15 protein-coding genes are annotated in these 18,709 nt (G+C 72.9%); 3 read left to right on the top strand and 12 right to left on the bottom strand.

Going from position 1 to position 18,709, the window contains the following annotated elements:
• On the top strand, positions 1-2,997 hold the full coding sequence (locus tag ACZ4UU_RS04230) for a tetratricopeptide repeat protein (RefSeq protein ID WP_468036353.1): 2,997 nt from the start codon (positions 1-3) through the stop codon (positions 2,995-2,997).
• Positions 2,998-3,021: 24 nt separating this feature from the next.
• On the opposite strand, the gene ACZ4UU_RS04225 is transcribed toward ACZ4UU_RS04230, so the two are convergent.
• From ACZ4UU_RS04225 to pgfA, 10 genes are all read right to left on the bottom strand, one after another.
• The gene (locus tag ACZ4UU_RS04225) at positions 3,022-3,621 is read right to left on the bottom strand and encodes a hypothetical protein (RefSeq protein WP_468036352.1); all 600 of its coding nucleotides are present in this window, start codon (positions 3,619-3,621) and stop codon (positions 3,022-3,024) included.
• Positions 3,587-4,390 carry an FkbM family methyltransferase gene (locus ACZ4UU_RS04220; RefSeq protein ID WP_468036351.1) on the bottom strand — a complete coding sequence of 268 codons (804 nt, stop codon included), beginning with the start codon at positions 4,388-4,390 and terminating at the stop codon, positions 3,587-3,589. The genes ACZ4UU_RS04225 and ACZ4UU_RS04220 overlap by 35 nt, the downstream gene beginning before the upstream one ends.
• The gene (locus ACZ4UU_RS04215; protein ID WP_468036350.1) at positions 4,387-4,596 is read right to left on the bottom strand and encodes a Trm112 family protein; all 210 of its coding nucleotides are present in this window, start codon (positions 4,594-4,596) and stop codon (positions 4,387-4,389) included. The genes ACZ4UU_RS04220 and ACZ4UU_RS04215 overlap by 4 nt, the downstream gene beginning before the upstream one ends.
• The gene (locus ACZ4UU_RS04210; protein ID WP_468036423.1) at positions 4,593-5,513 is read right to left on the bottom strand and encodes a DMT family protein; all 921 of its coding nucleotides are present in this window, start codon (positions 5,511-5,513) and stop codon (positions 4,593-4,595) included. The genes ACZ4UU_RS04215 and ACZ4UU_RS04210 overlap by 4 nt, the downstream gene beginning before the upstream one ends.
• Before the next feature lie 15 nt (positions 5,514-5,528).
• Positions 5,529-6,263, bottom strand: coding sequence for a class I SAM-dependent methyltransferase (locus ACZ4UU_RS04205; RefSeq protein ID WP_468036349.1), 735 nt, complete (start codon positions 6,261-6,263; stop codon positions 5,529-5,531).
• Positions 6,260-7,660: a condensation protein gene (locus ACZ4UU_RS04200; RefSeq protein WP_468036348.1), complete on the bottom strand. Its 1,401-nt coding sequence runs from the start codon at positions 7,658-7,660 to the stop codon at positions 6,260-6,262. Before ACZ4UU_RS04200 ends, ACZ4UU_RS04205 begins: the two co-directional genes overlap by 4 nt.
• Positions 7,657-12,285, bottom strand: a complete 4,629-nt coding sequence (locus ACZ4UU_RS04195) for a DUF3367 domain-containing protein (protein WP_468036347.1) — start codon at positions 12,283-12,285, stop codon at positions 7,657-7,659. The genes ACZ4UU_RS04200 and ACZ4UU_RS04195 overlap by 4 nt, the downstream gene beginning before the upstream one ends.
• Positions 12,282-13,025, bottom strand: a complete 744-nt coding sequence (locus tag ACZ4UU_RS04190) for a class I SAM-dependent methyltransferase (RefSeq protein ID WP_468036346.1) — start codon at positions 13,023-13,025, stop codon at positions 12,282-12,284. Before ACZ4UU_RS04190 ends, ACZ4UU_RS04195 begins: the two co-directional genes overlap by 4 nt.
• A 103-nt stretch (positions 13,026-13,128) precedes the next feature.
• Positions 13,129-14,280 carry a glycosyltransferase family 4 protein gene (locus ACZ4UU_RS04185; RefSeq protein WP_468036345.1) on the bottom strand — a complete coding sequence of 384 codons (1,152 nt, stop codon included), beginning with the start codon at positions 14,278-14,280 and terminating at the stop codon, positions 13,129-13,131.
• Positions 14,281-14,498: 218 nt separating this feature from the next.
• Positions 14,499-15,485 carry a cell envelope lipid trafficking protein PgfA gene (pgfA, locus tag ACZ4UU_RS04180; protein WP_468036344.1) on the bottom strand — a complete coding sequence of 329 codons (987 nt, stop codon included), beginning with the start codon at positions 15,483-15,485 and terminating at the stop codon, positions 14,499-14,501.
• A 225-nt stretch (positions 15,486-15,710) separates the two neighbouring features.
• On the opposite strand from pgfA, the gene ACZ4UU_RS04175 reads away from it, so the two are divergent.
• Positions 15,711-15,863, top strand: coding sequence for a hypothetical protein (locus tag ACZ4UU_RS04175; protein ID WP_167348315.1), 153 nt, complete (start codon positions 15,711-15,713; stop codon positions 15,861-15,863).
• Positions 15,864-15,865: 2 nt separating this feature from the next.
• Positions 15,866-17,119, top strand: coding sequence for a PucR family transcriptional regulator (locus ACZ4UU_RS04170; protein ID WP_468036343.1), 1,254 nt, complete (start codon positions 15,866-15,868; stop codon positions 17,117-17,119).
• Between the two features lie 43 nt (positions 17,120-17,162).
• Here the strand turns inward: ACZ4UU_RS04170 and ACZ4UU_RS04165 are convergent, their stop codons facing one another.
• Positions 17,163-18,017 carry a hypothetical protein gene (locus tag ACZ4UU_RS04165; RefSeq protein WP_468036342.1) on the bottom strand — a complete coding sequence of 285 codons (855 nt, stop codon included), beginning with the start codon at positions 18,015-18,017 and terminating at the stop codon, positions 17,163-17,165.
• Between the two features lie 103 nt (positions 18,018-18,120).
• Entirely contained in the window at positions 18,121-18,693 is a 573-nt protein-coding gene (locus tag ACZ4UU_RS04160) for a DUF2269 domain-containing protein (protein WP_468036341.1), read from the bottom strand.
• Positions 18,694-18,709: the final 16 nt, after the last annotated feature.

Here is an 18,709-nt window from a genome sequence, read left to right as displayed (position 1 = left end):
GTGCCACGCGACCGACAGGCCGTCGACGCGGTCGAGAAGCTGGCGACCGCGCTCAGCGTGGCGGTGCGCGTGGAACCCGAACTGATCCGGGCGGTACGGCTGGAGCTGTTCCCGCGGCTCGGCGTGGAGACCGAGTCCGAGCTGTGGTTCAGCAAACTCGCCCGGTCCCAGGGGCCCAGCGGCCTCGTCTTCGACACCGGTGAACGCCACCGGCTGCAGGCCCGTCTGGAGCGATGGCTGCGGCAGCAGCGGGAGCGGCCGGAAGCCCCCGTCCACTCGCTGTGGCGCATCGTCCGGCACGTCCACGCCGACCTCTCCCCGGCCCTCCTGCTGGAGGAACAGGTCACCTGGCTCGCCGTGTGCGGACGGCACGATGAGATCGACGACGCGCTGGCCCCGGCGTTCAAGGCGATCACCCGGCAGAACCGCGACGGCCTCAGGCAGTGGTTCGCCTCGGCCTGGGACCGACTGCCGCAGGCGGTCCGGGACTCGCCCACGGGCTGGCAGCTCGCCCAGACCGTCCGTCCCCGCTTCCCGGCCCGGCGCTTCCCGTTCGGCGTGGAACGCGCCCCGCTGCCCGCCCGGCAGCTCGGCGACCTCGCCCGTGTCCTCGACGACGTCCTGATCACCGTACGCAGGGACGGCGGCGAGCTGGAGATCGACGGGCGGCCCGTCGACCCCGAAGCCACCGAGATGCCGCCCGGCGCCTACGCCCTCCCCGTGCCCGACACGGACCCGCGCGTGCTGACGCTGCTGGCCGGCGGCCCGCGCATGCGGGAAGAGGACCTGTCCGTGCCGGTGGACTGGCAGCTCCGCCTGCACGTCGGTCCCGGACCGGTGCTGCTGCGCAGCGCCCGTGGCCAGGTCTTCCTGCTGCACGAGCGGGCCGTACCCGAGCACGGCGCGAGCCCCGCCGGGCGGTTCCTCGGGATCTCGATGGCCCGCTACGACCACGAGGGGCTGCCCCCGCTCGACCACTCGCCCGACCTGTGCCGCGAGGTGGGCGCCGCGTTCGGCGACACCTACGCGACGGAGTACCTCACCGACCCGTCCCGCACCGCGGTCACCGAGCGGCTCGCCCGGCTCGCGGCGCGGCGGCACGACGGCCCGCTGGTGGTCTACGTCCACGGATACGCCTTGCGCGGCAGGGGCGCCGCCGGTCCGCATCTCGCCTTCCGCGACAGCGACCCCGGCCGGCCGGACACCCTGCTGGCCGGTGAGGAACTGTGCCGCCTCGCCGGTGAGGCGGGCGCCGACCAGGTGCTCGTACTGCTCGACAGCGTACGACCGCCCGGCAGCGGCAAGGACTGGGGCTACGGACCGCTGGCCAGAACGCTGAGAACGGCGAGCTGGACCGGCCAGATCTCCGTTCTCGTACCCCACGACGCCGGATGGGACAGGCTGTTCGGCTCCTGGCTGGTCCGGCTGCTGCAAAGCGGCCCGGAGACCGGCCCGCAGGGGTGGGGCTGGTCGCCCCGGGACCGGTTCATCACCGGCGGCGAACTCATGCGGGCCGTCGCCATGGACTGGCCCGGCGAGTACCCGTCGACACCGCGGAACTTCGCCACCGGCGTCCCGCGCGAGCTGCTCCCCAACCCCCGATACGCCCTGCGCCGCTTCCCGGACGGCGTGCACCCCGCCGACTTCGGGGAGGCCTACGCGCAGGAGGCCGCCGCGTTCCTCGGCGAGGTGATCAGGGACAGCGCGAGTTCCCCCGAGGACCGGGAGCGCGCCGTGTCCAACATGCTGCTGCTGGGCCCGGACCGGCGTGTCGAGGCCGCCGTCGCCCTGACCGAACTGGCGGAACGATTCACGGCGGCAGGTCGCCGGACCGACGCCGTCCCCGCGTACCAAGAGGCGGTCGACCTGCTCCGGCCGCTCGCCGGGCGACGGCCCGACAGCGCCCGCCAGGCACTGGGAGCCTCGCTGTACGGCCTCGCCGGCCTGCTGTGCGACGCCTACCGGTGGGCGGAGGCGCGGCCGTCCGCGGAGGAGGCGGTGGCGCTGCGCCGCCGGCTCGCCGAGACCCGGCCGGACCAGCGGCCCCGGCTGGCCGAGAGCCTGCACCTGTGGTCGCTCGTGCTGCGGGGCACCGGTCTGCACCAGCCGGCCCTGGAGGCGGCCGTCGAGGCGGCCGACCTGTTCGGCCGGCTCACCGCCGACGACCCGGACACGCACCGTGCGGCACTTGCCGTCTGCCTCAGCAGCCTCGCCAACCGCTACGGCGAGGTCGGTCTTCCCGAGCACGCCCTGACGGCCGCCGTCCAGGCGGAGGCCATCCGGCGGGCGCAGGCCCGGTCCGACCCGGAGAGCCGCGCCGACCTGGCCCGCAGTCTGCATGTGCGCTGGTACTGGGAGCGCTCGCTGCGGCACGCGGCCACGGCCCACACCACGATCACCGAGTGCGTGAGCATCCGCCGGGAACTGGCCGCACAGCGACCCGAGGTCCATCGTCCGAAGTACGCCGAGAGCCTCAACTGCCTCGCCGTCAGCCTCGCCGACCTGGGCCAGGTCGACCGCGCGCCGGTCCCCGCCCGCGAGGCCGTCTCCATCTACCGGGAACTCGTCGCCGCCGGCGCCGTCGACCTCCGCCAACCCCTCGCCCGCACCCAGCGAAACCTCGCCCTGTGGCTCGGCACTCTCGGCCGGCCCGCGGAGGCGGTGTCGGCGGCGGCCGAGGCGGTGAGCCACTACCGCGAGCTGGAGGCCGAGCAGAAGGGCCTGCACCGCGCCGACCTGGCGGACGCCCTGGAGATGTGGTCCTGGGCCCTGGACCTGCTCGGTGAGGGCAGGCCGAGGGCGATCGACGCGGCCCGCCAGGCGGTCGGGCTCTACCGCAAGCTCTTCGCCGCCGAACCGGGCAGGTACCGGCGGGCCCTGGCCCGCAGCGTCAACACCCTGTCGATCCGGCTGGACACGCACGGCCGGTCCGAGGAGGCGGCGCGGCTGCGCGCGGAGGTCCGCGACATCGTCTCCGGCGCGGTGCCTCCGTTCTGACGGCCCCTCGCCACCGGGCCGCCCCTACCGAACGGCCACTCGCTGCAACAACCCCCAGGTGAACTCGGCCACCACCTCCCGCCGTACCCCCTCCCCGTCCGGCGCCGTGAACGCCAGCCCCCACCGCGTGGGAGCCGTCCCCTCCAGCGGCCGGGCGGGCGCGAAGGCGCGGGCCGCCTCGTCGACCGTGCAGGACCAAGGGGTGAGGTCGGCGAGGGTGCGCAGGGCTGGGTGATCGGCTCCCGGGGCGCGGACGAGCCACTCGTTCCACACCGCGCCGTTCGGGGCGAGCAGCACCTCGAAGCGCAGGTCGGGCCAGAGCGGGACCGGCCACAGCCAGGCCTCGCAGTCCAGGTCGCCGACCTCGCGGGTGACGACGGACTCGGGCGCGCCCAGCACCGAGCGGTAGCGTGAGGCGGCCCCACGGGCACGATGGGGAGAGCGGACCATGGCCTGCCAGCGCTTGTTCGCCTCGCGCATGTCGGCGAGGGAGACGCCCAGTTCGCGTCGGGCCTCCTCCACCAGGTCCGGGTTGTGGTCGGCCATGCGGCGCAGCAGCACCAGCTGGAAGTCGAGCGGGGTGAACGGGCTAGCGGGGGGCTTTCCGGAGGGCATGCGTTCCATCGTCGCCGACCGGGCGGCGGCCGTCGGGCAGGAAGAGCACGGAATTGACGTAACGCGGGCCCCGGAAGGGCAGCACCCGGCGCAGCAGGCCCTGGGTGACGACGTACGAGGTCTCCGCCTGGTGGGTCTCCAGCGGGAAGCGGCTCAGGGGCACCCAGTCACGGCCGGGCAGAACCCAGCCGTCGTAGCCGAGCAGCGACAGATACGTCACCACCGGGCCGATCGGCTGGATACGGGACTCCAGCTCGACGAAGAGCGCGGGCCGGTCGCGCGCGAGGATCCCGGTCGCGCCGCGCAGCACCGCGAGCTCGCTGCCGTCCACGTCGACCTTGACGAACCCGACGTCCTTGAGGCCGAGTTCGTCGAGGGTGACCAGGCTGACCGGGAGCGCCTGGGCGTGGATGTTCCGGCGGACCAGCGAGGACACCCCGCGGTCGCCCGCGTCGTGCGGCGGCAGCCAGAGCCGGGCCGCGCCGGGGCGTTCGGCCGCCGCGGCCTGGACCACCCGGACGTTGGGCGGGGCCGTCGCCGCGAGCAGCCGGGCGAGGTGCGGGACCGGTTCCACGGTCACCACGCGGCGGGCCCGCCGCGACAGGCGACGCGTCCACGGGCCGTACCACCCGCCGACGTCCACGGCCGTCCCGCACCCGGCCGGGCACAGCTCCGCGAGCCGGGCCAGCTCGGGCTCGAAACGCGGGTACACGGCCCGGGCGAGGGCGGCGACCAGACGGGTGGGCAGCAGAGGGGCGATGTTCGCGGCCAGGGTCATGGGGCCATCCGTTTGAGGAGTTCCTCGTGTTCGTCGTCGGAGACCTGCTCGCCGGAGGCCGGCAGCAGCTGGGGGATGCCGTCGATGATCGGGTAGCGACGGTGCAGTCGTGGGTTGTACAGCGCGTCGTCCGGCAGGACCAGGTGCAGCGGGCCCTTGTCGAGGGGGCAGGCCAGTATCCGCAGGAGGGGGTCTTCGGGTTTCACGGTGGTGTCAACTCCTTGGCCGGTGAGGGATGTCGGGGAGCCGGCGCGGCGGGCCGTCGGTCGTGTCGCGGCATCGACATCAGCACGGCCAGGGCGAGCGCCGTGCCCGCCACTCGCAGCGCCAGCCGCAGCGGGTCCTGCGGCAGCGCCTCGCCGAACGACAGCGTGCCGAGCACGGCCGTGTACACGCAGGTCACCGTCGTGCACACCGGCACGATCAGCGAGGCACGGCAGCGTTGCAGCGCCGCCTGCGACATGACCAGGCCGAACGCGCCGGTGAAGAGGAGGAGGTACGGGTACGGGGAGCGGAGAAGGTCGAGCAGCGCGCCGCCGATCCCGCTCGTCGTCAGGTAGCTCGACACCCCCTTGATCGCCAGCGAGCTGACCCCGTAGAGCAGGCCCACCGCCACGCCGTACTCGACGCCCGTCGTCGGCAGCCGGTGCCGGTGGCGGGTCCTGCGTTCGGCCGAGTTGTACAGCCATACGCCCGCCGCGAGCGACGGCACGCAGACGAGGAGGACGAGGGGGTACGGCGCGGCCCGACTGACGGTCTCGGTGCCCTCCCGCAGCGACAGCACCACCATCAGCAGCGCTGCGAGGATCGCGCCGAGCGTGTACCGCTCCCGGCCGCTGGTCTCCTCGCCCAGCAGCCGCGCGGAGAGGAGCACGAGGAGGACGAGCCCCGAGACGAAGATGCCCTGTGCGGCAGCGATCGGCAGGGTGCGGTAGACGACGAGTTGGGCGCCGAACCCGGCGGCCAGGGCGAGCGAGCCGCCGATCCACAGCGGGCTGCCGAGCACCAGCCGCAGCAGCCGGGCGGGTTGCCGGATGCTCACCTGCGGGAGTGCGGTGAGCGCCCGTTTCTCCAGGACGAAACCGAGGCTGTACAAGGTGTTCGCCAGCAGCGCCGCCGCCACTCCCCACCACATGGTCTACTTCCTCCTGGCGTGCAGCAGCAGGATCGACGCGAGCGACGGCCTGGCACAGGCCAGCCGGTCCAGGGGGCGGAGGGGGCGCGGCACGCCGTGGAAGGGCGCGCCGTGCAGTCGTACGACTTCGAAGCCGGACGCGGCCACGAACTCCCGCAGTGCCCGGGCGGTGTAGAGCCGGAGGTGGCCGACGACTTCACGTCCCGGCCGGCCGTGGATCGCCCGCAGGCTGACCTCCGAGAAGACCGGCTGTACGCCGGCCGCCAGCAGGGCGCGGTTGTACCAGGCGGCCAGGTTCGGGGTGGAGAGCATGAGATGACCGCCGGGACGCAGTACGCGGCGGATCTCGTCCAGGGCGGCGTCGGGGTCGACGAGATGCTCGATCACCTCGCTGAACAGCACGGCGTCGGCGGACCCGGTCCGCAGCGGCAGCCCGCCGTCGGTGAGTTCACCGCGCACGGCGTACGGGATCCGGGTGCGGGCCCGTCGTAGCGCGTCCTGGGACCAGTCGACGCCGATGATGCGGTGGCCGGTCAGGTAGGGGGCCGCCGTGGCCGCGGCGGTGCCGTCGCCGCAGCCGATGTCGAGGACGGTGCGGGGGTCGCCGGTTGCCGGTCCCAGGGCTTCGGCGAGCATGCGGGCCTGGCGGCGGCTGCGCGGGGTGCCGGAGGCCACGGGGACGGCGGGGTTCTCGTAGAAGTCGCGCAGCTCGCGCGGCTTCACGGAGGAGGTTGTCATGGGGTCACCTCCGTGGTGTGCAGGTAGTGCTCGAAGAGGTCCCGCAGATGGGCGCCGTCCCCGTGGCTGAGCAGCGCGCGCGACCAGCGCAGGGCGAGGTGCAGACGGCCCGCGGTGGAGGCGGTGGTGACGGTGAGGCCGCGGGGCATCCGGGCCGGTGCCGAGAACCACACGGCGTGCGCACGGCCGGCCTCCTCGCCGAAGTCCAGGGGGTAAGGGATACGGCCGATGTTGCTGAGGAGGGTCGTGGACGTCCAGGGCGCGGCGGCCCGGCGCAGTCCGCGGGTGAGGGCGGCGCGGACGGCGACCGGGGCCCAGGGCGCGGTCAGGAGGGAGGCGCCGTGGCCGAGCTGGGGCCGGGGGAGGGATTTGAGGGCGCGGGTGCGGGTGGCGGTGCGGTGGAGCAGGGCGGGCATGTCGCCCGGGTCGTGCGCGGCCAACTCCTCCGGCGAGAAGGGCACTTCGACCAGCCGGGTGCCGTTGCCGATGGGCATGGAGGCGTCCCTGGGGCGGTCGTCCACGGGCATGGTGATGCGCAGGGGGCGGGGGCGGGCGCCGTGCTCCCGGTTCCAGTGGGCGATGGTCAGGGCGGTGGTGACCATGAGCTGGTCGTTGACCGTGTAGGGGGAGCCCTTGGGCCGGTGGGGGAGGGGGAGCTCGGTGACGAGCATGCCGTTGCCGGGGGAGGGTTCGGGGCTGCCGGGCGCCACCCGCGCCGGGTGGGACCAGTTGGACGGGGCTTCCTCGGGGGGCGGCGGCGCTTCGGCTGCCGAGCGTACGGGCGGTGCGGCGGGGGAGTTGTCCTTGCCGCCGTACAGCTCGGCGGCGGTGGCCAGGACGCGGAGGCAGGCGGGGCCGTCGAGCGCGGTGTGGTTGATGGTGAGGAAGAGGACGGTGCCCGGTGCGGTACGCGGCTGTGGGCCGCCGTCGACTCCGCGCGGCCGTACGCCCACGGCGTCGGATGCCTCGCTCCCCTCGACCGGTCCCGCCCCCGCTCCGTCCACCGCCTCCACCCGGATCGGCGGCGACAGCGACAGGGGCGGCGCCTGCGTCAGCGCCCGGGTCCGCGCGTCCCGCAACGCGTCCCGCCCCGACGCCGGAAAGCCCACCACCTCCACGTCCGGCTCCGCCGTCAGCTCCCACTCGTACCGGCGTCGGTACCACGGCCCCGGCGCCTGACGCATCAGGATGCGCGGATGCCGCCGCAACGCCTCGGCGAAGGCGGCCCGCAGCCGCCCCGCGTCCAGCCGCCCCGGCAGATGCACCTCGATGTGCACCGTCTCCGGCTCCTCCTCCTGGAGACAGTGCCGGGCGATCTCGTCCACGACGGGAAACGGGACCCGTACGGGCGGTCGCGGCGGACCGTCGGCGCGTGCGGGCTGCTGAAGTGCGGTCATGTGGTGTCGCCCTCCCGGGAGTCCTCGGGCTCCGGCGGGCCCCCGGCCGCCGACGCGCCCTGCGCCTGAGCCGTGTCGCCGGGACGGCTCACCCGGAACCTCGGCTTCCCGCCGATGCGCGCGGTCGGCGGATCCGGGTCCGGCCCACCGGGCCCGCGAGCGGAGACGGTCGGCCCGGATTCGGACAGGGGTACGGCTCCGGTCGGCCCGGACTCGGGTCGGGGTGCGGATCTGGGCCCAGGTCCGGCCCCAGGTCCGGGTCCGGCCCCAGGTCCGGGTCCGGCCCCAGGTCCGGGTCCGGCCCCAGGTCCGGGTCCGGCCCCAGGCCCAGTTCCGGAGGCAGGGTTCGCCGAACCAGGTGGCTCGATCCCCAGCGGACTCCGCCCGCGTCGACGCCGCGGCAACGGCCGCGTGGGTGACTGCGGCGCGGCGCCGCCCGGAAGGCTGGTCGCGGATGTGCCGGGTCCGCCTGCGGATACGCCCGAACCGCCCGCCACCCCAGCAGACCCCAGCGGCTCCCGCACCGCCACGACCCCCGCGAACAACCCGATCAACGCCAGCAGCTGGGCCGCAGGCCCGAACGTGCCCTCCTGCGCCCCGACCGGCTCCCCGGCGCCGAGGGCCGCCGCGACCCCCGCCCCGGCGAGGGCGGCGAAGGCGATCGGTACGAGCAGCGCGTGCCTGCGCCAGGCCACCACCGCCAACGCCGGCACCAGCAGTGCGAACCACCCGGCGATGAACACGCCCACCACCGTCACGGCCACCGTGCCCAGCCACAGCCCCGGCAGCGGCGGGGCCACCTGCGGCTCATCCGGATTGGGAGCGCGGCGGCGCCACAGCGCCAGCCCGGCCAGCAGGGCGAGCGCCACCGCGCTGCCGATCAGCCCGCCCTCGTACAGCACCGCGGGCTCGTACGACAGCTCGACCGCGCCGCCGGCCCCGGCGGGGATCCGCCAGCCCTGCTGCCAGCCGTCCAGCCGTACCGGCGTCAGTTCCTTGCCGTCCAGGGTGGCGTGCCAGCCGTCGTTGAAGTTCTCGTACATCGTGAGGTAGCTCGCCGCACCCGAGCCGACCGTCACCGCGCGCCGGTCGCCGAGCCAGTCCCGTATCTCCAGGTCACGCGCGGCCGTCGAGGCCTCGGCGACCGTGCCGCGCGTCAGGGTCACGTCGGTCAGCGTGAGCGGACCGGCATCCCCGGACTCGACCCGGTGGTCACCGGCCGGCAGCCGCACCTCGGCGTTGTCGCGGCCGCGCTGGCAGAGCGTCACCTCGACCTGCCGCCGTTCCATCAGATCCCGTACCGTTCCGCGCACGCTCGTGCGGTACAGCTCCCCGTCCACCGCGACGACCGGCCCCTCCCCGCACGGCAGCGAGAACGGCCGGGTGCCCCTCGGCTGCGGGGTCCGGTACTGGTCGAGGGCGGGGACGTAGGCCTCGGTCAGGCCCACCGGGAGCCGCAGGTCCTCGCCCACCATCGGGTTGTAGAGGGTCAGCGGGGCCGTCTGTGTGATCGTGATGTCGAGGCGGTCGGTCGTGATCGCCGGGAAGCGCACCCAGCCGTTCTCGTCGACCCCTGCGATCACCGCACCGTCCGGCGAGCTGATGTGCACCTCGGTGGGACGCGTGGAGAGGCCGCCCGCCGGTGCCAGCACGATCTCTCCCACCGCCTGCTTCCCGGGCCAGCGCAGGTGGAGCGTGGGCCGGTCGCCCGCGATCCACGCCGTGGTCAGGTCGCCGTCGGTGAGGTTGCGCGGCGACAGTCCGGCCCCGAGCCGTGCCGTGGAGTCGGCGGTGGCGACGATCCGGTTCCGCTGCTCCGGCGCCACCTTGTACAGCAGCTCGTCCAGCTCCTCGCCCGCCACCGGCACCGCACTCGCCCGTACCTCGTACGTCCCGGCCGTGGACGTCGTGAAGCGGCGGTGCAGTCCGGCCTCCGTGCCCGTCGGCGACAGCCCGGTCGGGTCGGCCGCACGGGACAGGGAGACGATCTCGGCGGCGGCCCCGGAGTCCTCGGCGTCGGTGGGCAGCCGCAGCAGCCGGGTCACCTGGACGTCCGGCAGGTCGATCTCGGAGAAGCCCGCCCCGGTCAGCCCGGGCCGCCGCGCCACGGAGTCCGTGATCGTCAGCTTCATCCAACTCGTCGCGCCCGCAGGCGCCTTGACCGTCTGCGTCGAACCGTCCGCCCGGAGGACGGAGTTCACCGACCCCTTCTGCGTCTCCACCCGCACCCGCGTCGCCGCCTCCCGTACGCCCTCCTGCGGCAACGGCGTCACCTTGAACGACTTCGGCATGTCGTACGACCCGCCCGCGAACCGGATCCGCAGCCACTCACCCTCCGGTGACCCCTCCGACCCCTCGGTCCACGCCGTGTCCGGATTGCCGTCGAAGGCGTTCACCGGGTCGAACTGGGGAAGGTGGAAGAGCCAGCTGCCGTACGACGACGCCGTCACCGACCGCGCACCGCGCAGCTCGGCCACGGTCTGGTGGTCGACGCCGGTCGTCGGCAGGATCTGGTGCGGCTTCTCGCCCGCGTCCTGGGCGGCGTCGGGCGCGTTGCGCTCGTCGCGCGTGTACGTGTACGACGTGTTGGCGTTGATCAGCCCGAACCGGGTGTCCGCACGCCGCAGCCCGTCCCCGACCACCTGCACCTGCGGTGAGCCGAGTCCGGGATGGTTGTCCCCGGTCAACACGCTTGCCCGGCCCCGCAGTTCGGACGCCAGCGGCAGCAGCGCCTCCGGCCCGCCGGACACCACGGCCGTGTCGGCGACCGGCTGAAGCCCGGCCTGATGCGGACGCGGCACGTCCGCGCTCACCGGCTTGTAGATCTCCACCGCCCGCTGCCGCGGATACAGCCCTTCCACCTGCAGCGGGGTGCCCGGCGCGATCGTCCCGCCGGTCATGACCGGCCCGAGCCCCGTCACCCGCTCGTACCCGGACTGCTCCAGGGTCCGCTTCACCGTCGTGGTCGGCACCTGGCCGATCTGGTCGGGATCGAGGTCGTTGCGGACGACGACGTAGTGGACACCGGCCCGGCTCAGGAAGTCGGCCAGTCCCGGCACCTGACCCCCGCTCGTCAGCGCCTGCTCCACGGCGTCCATCGCCCGCCGGTTGCCGGGCGTGCCGAACGGGACGTAGTCGCGCTGGGCCCACCGGGAGTCGGCGAGGACGTCCAGCGGCTGGTCGATGGTGGAGCCCCAGGTGTAGATGCCGTGCGCGGTGGCCGGCACGACGAGGGCGCGGGCGTCGGGGGAGTACTTCTCCATCCAGTCGGCCGTGGCCTGCCAGTACTTGGGGATCTCCTTGAAGGAACCGGGGTTGAGGATCGACCCGTTGAGATACGGCCACATCAGGCCCGGCAGCACCAGCACGGCCGCGACCAGCGGCGCGAACCGCCGCCCCCGCACCGGCCGCGCCCCGCGCGCCTCGGCCGCCACGCCCACCAGATGGGCGAGCCCCAGCACCAGCGCCAGAGCCAGCCCCGTCTGGAACTTGTAGATGTTCCGGAAGGGCACGAGCCCGCCGTTCAGCCAGTCCTGCACGACCCCGTGGAACGGCGCCCCGAACGCCCCGCCGTACCCGGCGAGCAGGATCAGCGCGACCGTCACCACGGTCAGCACCAGCCACCGCCGCTCGGGCATGTCCCGCCGCGCCAGCCCCGCGAGCCCCAGCCCGGCCGCGAGCGCCGAGCACACGATCACGACGACGGACGCGGCGACGGTCCACCCGGCCGGCAGCCACGCCTCACCGAAGTGCAGATAGGCGACCCAGTTCCCACCGCCGCGCAACGCCTCGGTCGCCGACATGGTCTCGGTGGTGGTCTGCGAACTCTCCACATAGGGAAGGAAGTTCTCGCCATAGGCCCCCAGCAGCAACAGCGGGATCACCCACCAGGCGGTCGCCAGCACGACCCCCGGCACCCACCACCCGATCAGCTTCCGCTGCCGGGGCCCCGGCGGCCGGGACAGCAGATACAGCCCGACGGGCAGCAGCGAGGCCAGCGTGGACGCGGCGTTCACGCCCCCCATGAAGGGGATGATCAGCGCCGACCGCAACGCGGCGACCCGCGCCGCGTACCGCTCATCGGTCAACGGCAGCAGCACCCACGGCAGAAACGCACCCGGCAGCGCGGCGGCGGACGTGGACCCGACGACGATGGTGAAGACGGGCCACAGGGCATAGACGACGGCACCGAGGAGCCGCGAGCCCCCGCTGCCCACCCGCAGCCGCTCGGCCAGCCGCAGCGCACCCCAGAAGGCGACCGACACGATCAGCGACAGCCACAGCCGCTCCGCCAGCCACACCGGCAGGCGTACGACGTCGGCCAGCCAGTAGAACGGCAGCATGGGCCACAGATAGCCCGAGTACTGGTTCTGGATCCCGCCGAAGCTGCCCTGGTCGGACCACAACTGCCCGAGATCGGCGAGGAACCGCCCCGGATCGACGGTCACGCCCAGCTTGGTGTCGAAGGTCTGCCGCCCCGGCTGCACCGCCAGCAACAGCACGAACACCACGGCCCAGAACCCCAGCAGCCAGCGCCGCGACCGCGGTCCCTCCGGCGGCCCCGAGGCCGGCACGGAGGTGGGCACGGCTGCCGGGGGAGGAGCCTGGACCGTGGTCGTCGTCATGGTGGACACCGCCGGAGGATGAGGAGGAGGTTCCAGGTGGCGAACTCGCGCAGTCCCGGCGCCTTCACGACGCCCTCCGCGAGAAACGGCCAGTAGCGGGAGCGCGCCGAGACGACCTCCACGTCGTCCCGCGCACGCACCTGCCGCAGGGTGGCGCCGATGTGCACGGCGAACAGGTTCTCGCCGAGGGTGTGCTTTGCGGCCCGCCCGGTACGCCGCTGGTATCGGGCCCGCGCCCGCTCGGCACCGAGGTAGTGCCAGGGCGCCCACTCGTGCCCGCCCCAAGGGGACAGCCAGTTGGTGAACGACACGTAGATCAGCCCACCGGGCCGGGTGACGCGCGCCAGCTCACTCAGGAACGTCTGCGGATCGGCCACGTGCTCCAGCACATTCGAGGAGAACGTGACATCCGCTACCCCGTCCCGCAGAGGCAGCAGATACCCGTCCGCGACCACGGCTCCATCAGGAGGCTTCGCCCCGAGTTCGCGCATATCGGGCTCGAAGAGGTAGGCCTGTGCCCCTCGCCGCCGGAACTCCTCGGTGAAGTACCCACTCCCCCCACCGACATCCACGACGGTGTGCCCGGCGACCGGCCCGTCGTATGCCTCGACCTGATCGACGGAGTCACGAGCGAGCAGCGAGTAGCAGGCTTCGGGTTCGTCCTGCTCATGCAGAAAGGCCCGAAAGAGGGCGAGTGAACGCCGAAACGAGGGGTCCTTGACAACGCGGTGTTCGGGCACGCCCCTGTAGGGGCGCGGGGCTGTGACATTTGCGGCTCCGCCGCGTGGGCGCGACCAGCCACGACGCTTCCGCACCCGCGAGACCACCGAATCACCCCGGCGTTCAGGCGCCACGTCGCACCGCCTCCGCAGCAACCGCCCGAAACTGCCGAACGGTCCGATCCCAGCGATAACGCGCGGCCCGATCCCGAGCCGCCTTCCCCATCAACTCCCGCCGCCGCCCGGACAGGGCCAACGTGCACCAGGCAGCGGCGAACGACGACTCCCCGCCCGCCAACACGCCGGTCTCCCCGTCCACGACGGAATCCCGAAGCCCAGGCACATCAAACCCAACGGTCGGCGTCTCCCGAGTCGCGGCCTCGGTGACGACCAGCCCCCACCCCTCCACGGCCGAGGGATGAAGCAACAGCCACGCCGCACACAGCAGCCGGTGCTTCTCCGCCTCCGACACATGCCCGACGAACTCGACGCCGGGGCCGGCCAGTTGCTCAAGAGAGGCCCGCTCGGGCCCGTCCCCGACGATGACGAGCCGCCCCCCGGTCACCGGCCGCACCCGCTCCCACAACCGCAGCAGCAGATCGATCCGCTTGTACTCGACAAGCCGCCCGACAGCCACGAACAACGGCTCGGAAGACCGGTCACCGAGCGGCCCCGGCTCCTCGACCCCGTTGTGCACGACCCGGATCCGCTCCCGTTCGACCCCGATCCCGCGCAGCGCCTGCGCGGTGGACGGAGAGACGGCAACCATCAGACCCCGCTGCCGCGCCCCCGTCAGAGCCCAGTGCTCCAGTCTTCGCCCGAGACGGGCAGCCGGGGCCAGGACCCCACCGAACCGCATCGGCCACAGATCGGTGTGCACATGGTTCACCAGGCACAACGTCGGCCCGCGATGCCACAGCGGTGCGAGGTACGGCATCCCGTTGCAGACCTCGACCAGCAGATCGCAGTCCCCGACCTGACGGGCGAAGGTGGATCTGGCACGCAGGTAGTGGCCGTAGGAGCCACCGGCCGACACGACCCGGTAGTCGCGGTAGGCCGCCGGCCCCCCGCACAGCAGGGTGACCTGGTGGCCGAGTCTCGTGAGGCCGTCGGCGAGTCGGTCGACCAGCAGCTCGGAGCCGCCGGCGGACCGGTTGCCCAGGTCTCGATGGGCGAGAAAAACGATTCGGCGCGGATGTGGGGGGAGCGCCGAGGAATGCTGCTGCGACGCCCAGGGGAGGGTGGCGCGCAGCTGGGAGGGCACGTGCTGGGGCATGAGCGCTCCAACTCGTCTCAGGGTGCGGAACTCAGCGTGGGGGAGGGGAGGGTTTGGGTTCCCGTGGGGGGATTCGAAGGTGCTGGTCTGCTTACGGTCGTTGTGCGTGGGGTGTGGACAGGCTGTGTCCGGGTGGGGGTGGACAGTTTTCGCCCAGCGGTTCGTCACGGCTACTCACCGGCGTGACAATTTCCGGCTTTATTAGAGCTGACGTCACGTCATATCGTGAGCGTGGGCTGGGGCATCTCGACCGTCCCGGCGGATTCAGGACGCTTACGCCCGCGTATCACCAAAACACCACCCACCGCCGCAAGAACGAATCCCGCCCCAGCAGCCCCTATCGGCAGCGTCTCGCTCACCATGCGCAGCTGACCGCTGTCCCGCTTCGCCTGCCGCACGGCCTCCTTCTGCGTGGCCGTGGTGAACGCGATCCTCTCGCTGTCCAGCAGCACCGCCGCGTCCTTGTCGCCGCCGGGCGCCCGCAGGGTGCGGCGCGGACCGGTCTGGGCGTGGACGACCCGGCCCGTGGCCTGATCCACGACGAGTTTGAAGCCGTGGTTGGAGTACCACTCCTCGGCCAGGACCTGCGGCCGGTCCGGCTCGTCGACCAGGCTGCCGGGGACGAGCCGGGTGCCGACCTTGCGGGGCGCGACCGTGCCGGTGAACCGGTAGCCCGTGTACCCCTGGATCTTCTCGGTGCCGTCGTAGCGCATGGTGATCGTGGTGCCACCGGTGTTGTCCCACCACTGGTAGGAGCGCTTCTCCACGTCGAACGGGAACTTCAGATAGGCCTCGCCCTCGATGTACGGCGACTCCTCGCAGCAGTGCACCGGCCTGGTCGTCCTGCGGTCCATCACCCAGCGGTGCGGGGTGAAGTCCAGCGCGTCGTGCGGGGACGCGGCAGGCAGCGACTTGTCCGTGTCGACGGTGGTGATCACGTCCCAGACGGCGTTGCCGCTGCGCTCGCTTTCCGCCACATTGCCGCGCACCCGCTGGGTGACGGTGATTTTCTGGTCCGGCACGGTCTCGATCTTGTCGGTGTCGAAGACACTTCCGGTGCCCTCGTACACGGCGGTGGTGTCGATGTCGATGGGGTTCACGGCGGCACGCGGGGCCACGTACCAGGCGAGCATCGGCGCCAGTACCAGCAGAAACGTGCCGAGGCCCAGCAGGATCAAGGAAAGAGGTGAGGCTGTACGGCGCATCCGGCACTCCTGGGGATTGACGCATGGTCGATGCACGCTCGGTGCACGGTCGTTGCCTGGCCGTTCTTGGGCCGGGAACCGTAGGCGCCCCTTGACGGAGTGTCAATGTCTTGACGGGCCGCCCCGGCTTGTCGAGACTGAAGGCGACAGGCAGGGGTAGACCGGGTCCAGGCTGGCACCACCGGGGTGGGGACGACCTCCGGATGCAGAGAGGCTGACCCTGCGATGTCCAGACTGCTCGCCGCCGCGCTGACCGTCGCGCTCGCCGCCGTACTCGCGGTGGGCGCCGCGCTCGGCGTCGTCGCGCTGCTGGAAGCGACACCCGACCAGCCGAACACGCCATTGATCACCTACGAGCAAGCGGGCCAGGGGAGTTGACCGTGGCCGCGACCCCCGCCACCCCCGAGGTGGCCTCCCCCGCCGCCACCCGCTCGGCCTGGCGGGACGTACCCCGCTTCCAGGTCCGCCGTTTCGCGGAGCTGGCGATGGCGGACGCCCCGGCCCTCGCCGAGGAGATCCTGCGCGAGATCCGCCGGGAGTACCCGCATCTGCCGCTGGTCCTGGACGAGTCGGGCGAACCGATGGCCCTGGTCGGCATCCGCCGCGCGATCGAGGTCTTCGTCCAGCACCTGGAGACCTCGGAGGGCCGCCCGACCGTCCCGCCCGGCGTCTTCCAGGAGTTCGGCCGTGGCGAGGGCCGGGGCGGCCGCTCACTGGACTCCCTCCAGGCCATCTACCGGATGGGCGTACGGCTGGCCTGGCGCCGTTTCGCCGAGATCGGGCAGCGCGTCGACATACCGCCGCCCGCGATGTACGAGCTGGTGGACGCCGGCTACGAGTACCTGGACGGCCTCGTCGACCAGTCGGTGCGCGGCTACGCGGAGGCGGCCGCCCGCCAGGCCGGCGAACGCTTACGCCTCCAACGCCGCCTGATGGAACTGCTGTTGGCCGAGCACCACCGCGGTGACCCGGCGGACGCCCTGTCCGAGCGGGCGGCCCGCATCGGCTGGCCACTGCCCGAGAAGGTCGCCGTAGGGGTCCTCCTGCGCCCGGCCCGGGAGGCGATGGCTCCGGCCGTGGGGCAGGGCGTGCTGCTCGACATGGAGTACGAGCAACCGCGCATGGTCGTCCCCGAACCGGACGCCGGCGGGCGCCCCGAACTCCTCCACCGGGCCCTGACCGGCTGGTCCGGCGCGATCGGCCCGCCCGTCCCGCTGGCCGACGCCGCGAAGTCCCTGCGCTGGGCCGAGGCGGCCGTACGCCTCATGGAACGGCGCCTGCTCCCGGCCGGAGACGTCCTGTACTGCACCGAGCACACCGAGGCGCTGGTGCTGCTCCAGCCCGAGGAACTGATCGACGACCTCGCGGTGCGCTGCCTGGCCCCCTTGCGGCACTGCGGCCCCACACACGGGCGGCGGCTCGCGGAGACGTTACTGGCCTGGCTGGAGACCAGGGGCGGCGCGCCCGAGGTGGCGGCCCGCCTGGGGGTGCATCCCCAGACGGTCCGCTACCGGCTACGGCAGATCCGGGAGCTGTGGGGCGACGAGATGGACGACCCGGACCGGCGGTTCGAGCTGGAACTGGTGCTGCGGGCACAGCGGTTGCGGGGAGCGCTGGGGGAGAACCCCCGCTAGCCGTCGCCGGCCGCCGTTGCCCGCGGTGCTGCGTCCGTCCGCCTCACAGACCGTAACGACTCTTCAGATGGCGCCAGAAGTCCCGGAACATCCACTTGTCGAACTCGGTGATCTGGGCGGCGGATCCGGCCTTCATCAGGAAGCAGCACTGGCCGGTCGGGGACCAGTCGTAGAAGTCGTCGAGGCCGAAGGTGTGGCCGACCTCGTGCAGATAGATGTGGATGTTCTCCTGGCCGAGCGCGGAGGTGAAGTACTCCTGCCCGACCCGCTGCCCCCAGTCACCGCCGGCCCCGCCCTGGAAGCCCTTGGTCAGCCAGAGCGACTGGTCGTAGTGGCGCGCGGCGCCGCCCGGACACTTGGAGTAGTTGCCGTCCTGGTGGAAGAAGCGGCCGCAGTCGGGGGCGCACTGCGGGGCGCCGGCCCCGTCGAGCATGCCGGCGTAGATGTCGACGGAGTTGTCGCTCCACTGGAGGGTGGACCGGTTCTTGACGGCCCAGCCGACGATGTTGACGGGGACGCCGGTGTACGGCCAGGCGTTGTGCCCGGCGCCGTTGCTCTCGACCATGGCGGCCATCCACTTGCCGAACTGCTTCTTCAGCGCGGCATGGATCTGGTCGCGCAGGGCGGCGCTGACCGGGGCGTCGGACTCCCAGCGGACGCAGTAGTTGACGCTGCCCCGGTTGGCCATGACCTGGTCCCAGCCGTAGTTCCGGAAGCCGTAGAGGTCGGGGTAGGTCGACTCGACGTGGTTCCAGACCTCGCCCAGGGGCTGGACGAGGCCCGCGGGCGGGTTCCACTGGGCGGCGGCTTGGGCGGGGGCCGCGGTGACGGCGGGCGCGGCGATCAACGCGACGATCGCGGCGATGACGGCACCGAGCCGTGCGAGAGGGGTGCGCATGGTGAACTCCCTTGGTGGGGGACGGGACTTCACCTGCTTGGTTGCCGCGGCGGCGTGGAGGGTTGCCTCCTGTACGGCACTTGTCGGGTGACGGAGGATCCGGTCAGGCCTCTTGCCGGGCGGGCTCCGGGCGGGCAGAGCGGGAGCGGGCGGCCCCGGGGCGCAGGCGGCGCCCGCGGCGGGTCAGGCCCCAGGGCTTGAGGATCGAGATCACGGTCATGAACACATACGCGGACAGTGACACGATCGGCCCCATCATGAGGTCGGTGGCATCGGGCAGCGGCCCGCCCGCCGCGACGGCGGCCACGGTGGAGCCCAGACCGGGCCGCAGGGCGAAGGCCGTGGCCGTGGTCGTGGCGAGCGTCAGCCAGAACTTGACGTACACCCATCGATGGCGCGCCAGCCCCCACTGCGACCCCAGGGCCAGCACCAGCCCGCTGACCAGCGTGAGGAACGCCACCGGCAGCAGCAGCCAGTCGGCGAACAGCTTCATCGCCCGCACGGACGCCTCCACGGTCACCGCGGACCCGGTGGTGGCCGCGGTGACGGCGAGCGCCAGCAACCCGAGCGTGAGCCCGAGCCAGCCGGCGGAGGCGACGACATGCACGACGAGAGCGGCCCGGCGGACGGGCCGGCTCAGTTTCCTGGCGGACGGGGAAGACCTCGTGGAAGACATGGACAACACCGTGCCG

The organism is Streptomyces sp. NPDC028907 (assembly GCF_055564995.1).
Note: the sequence above shows the minus strand (reverse complement) of the source record. Positions and strands in the feature narration are given on the sequence as shown.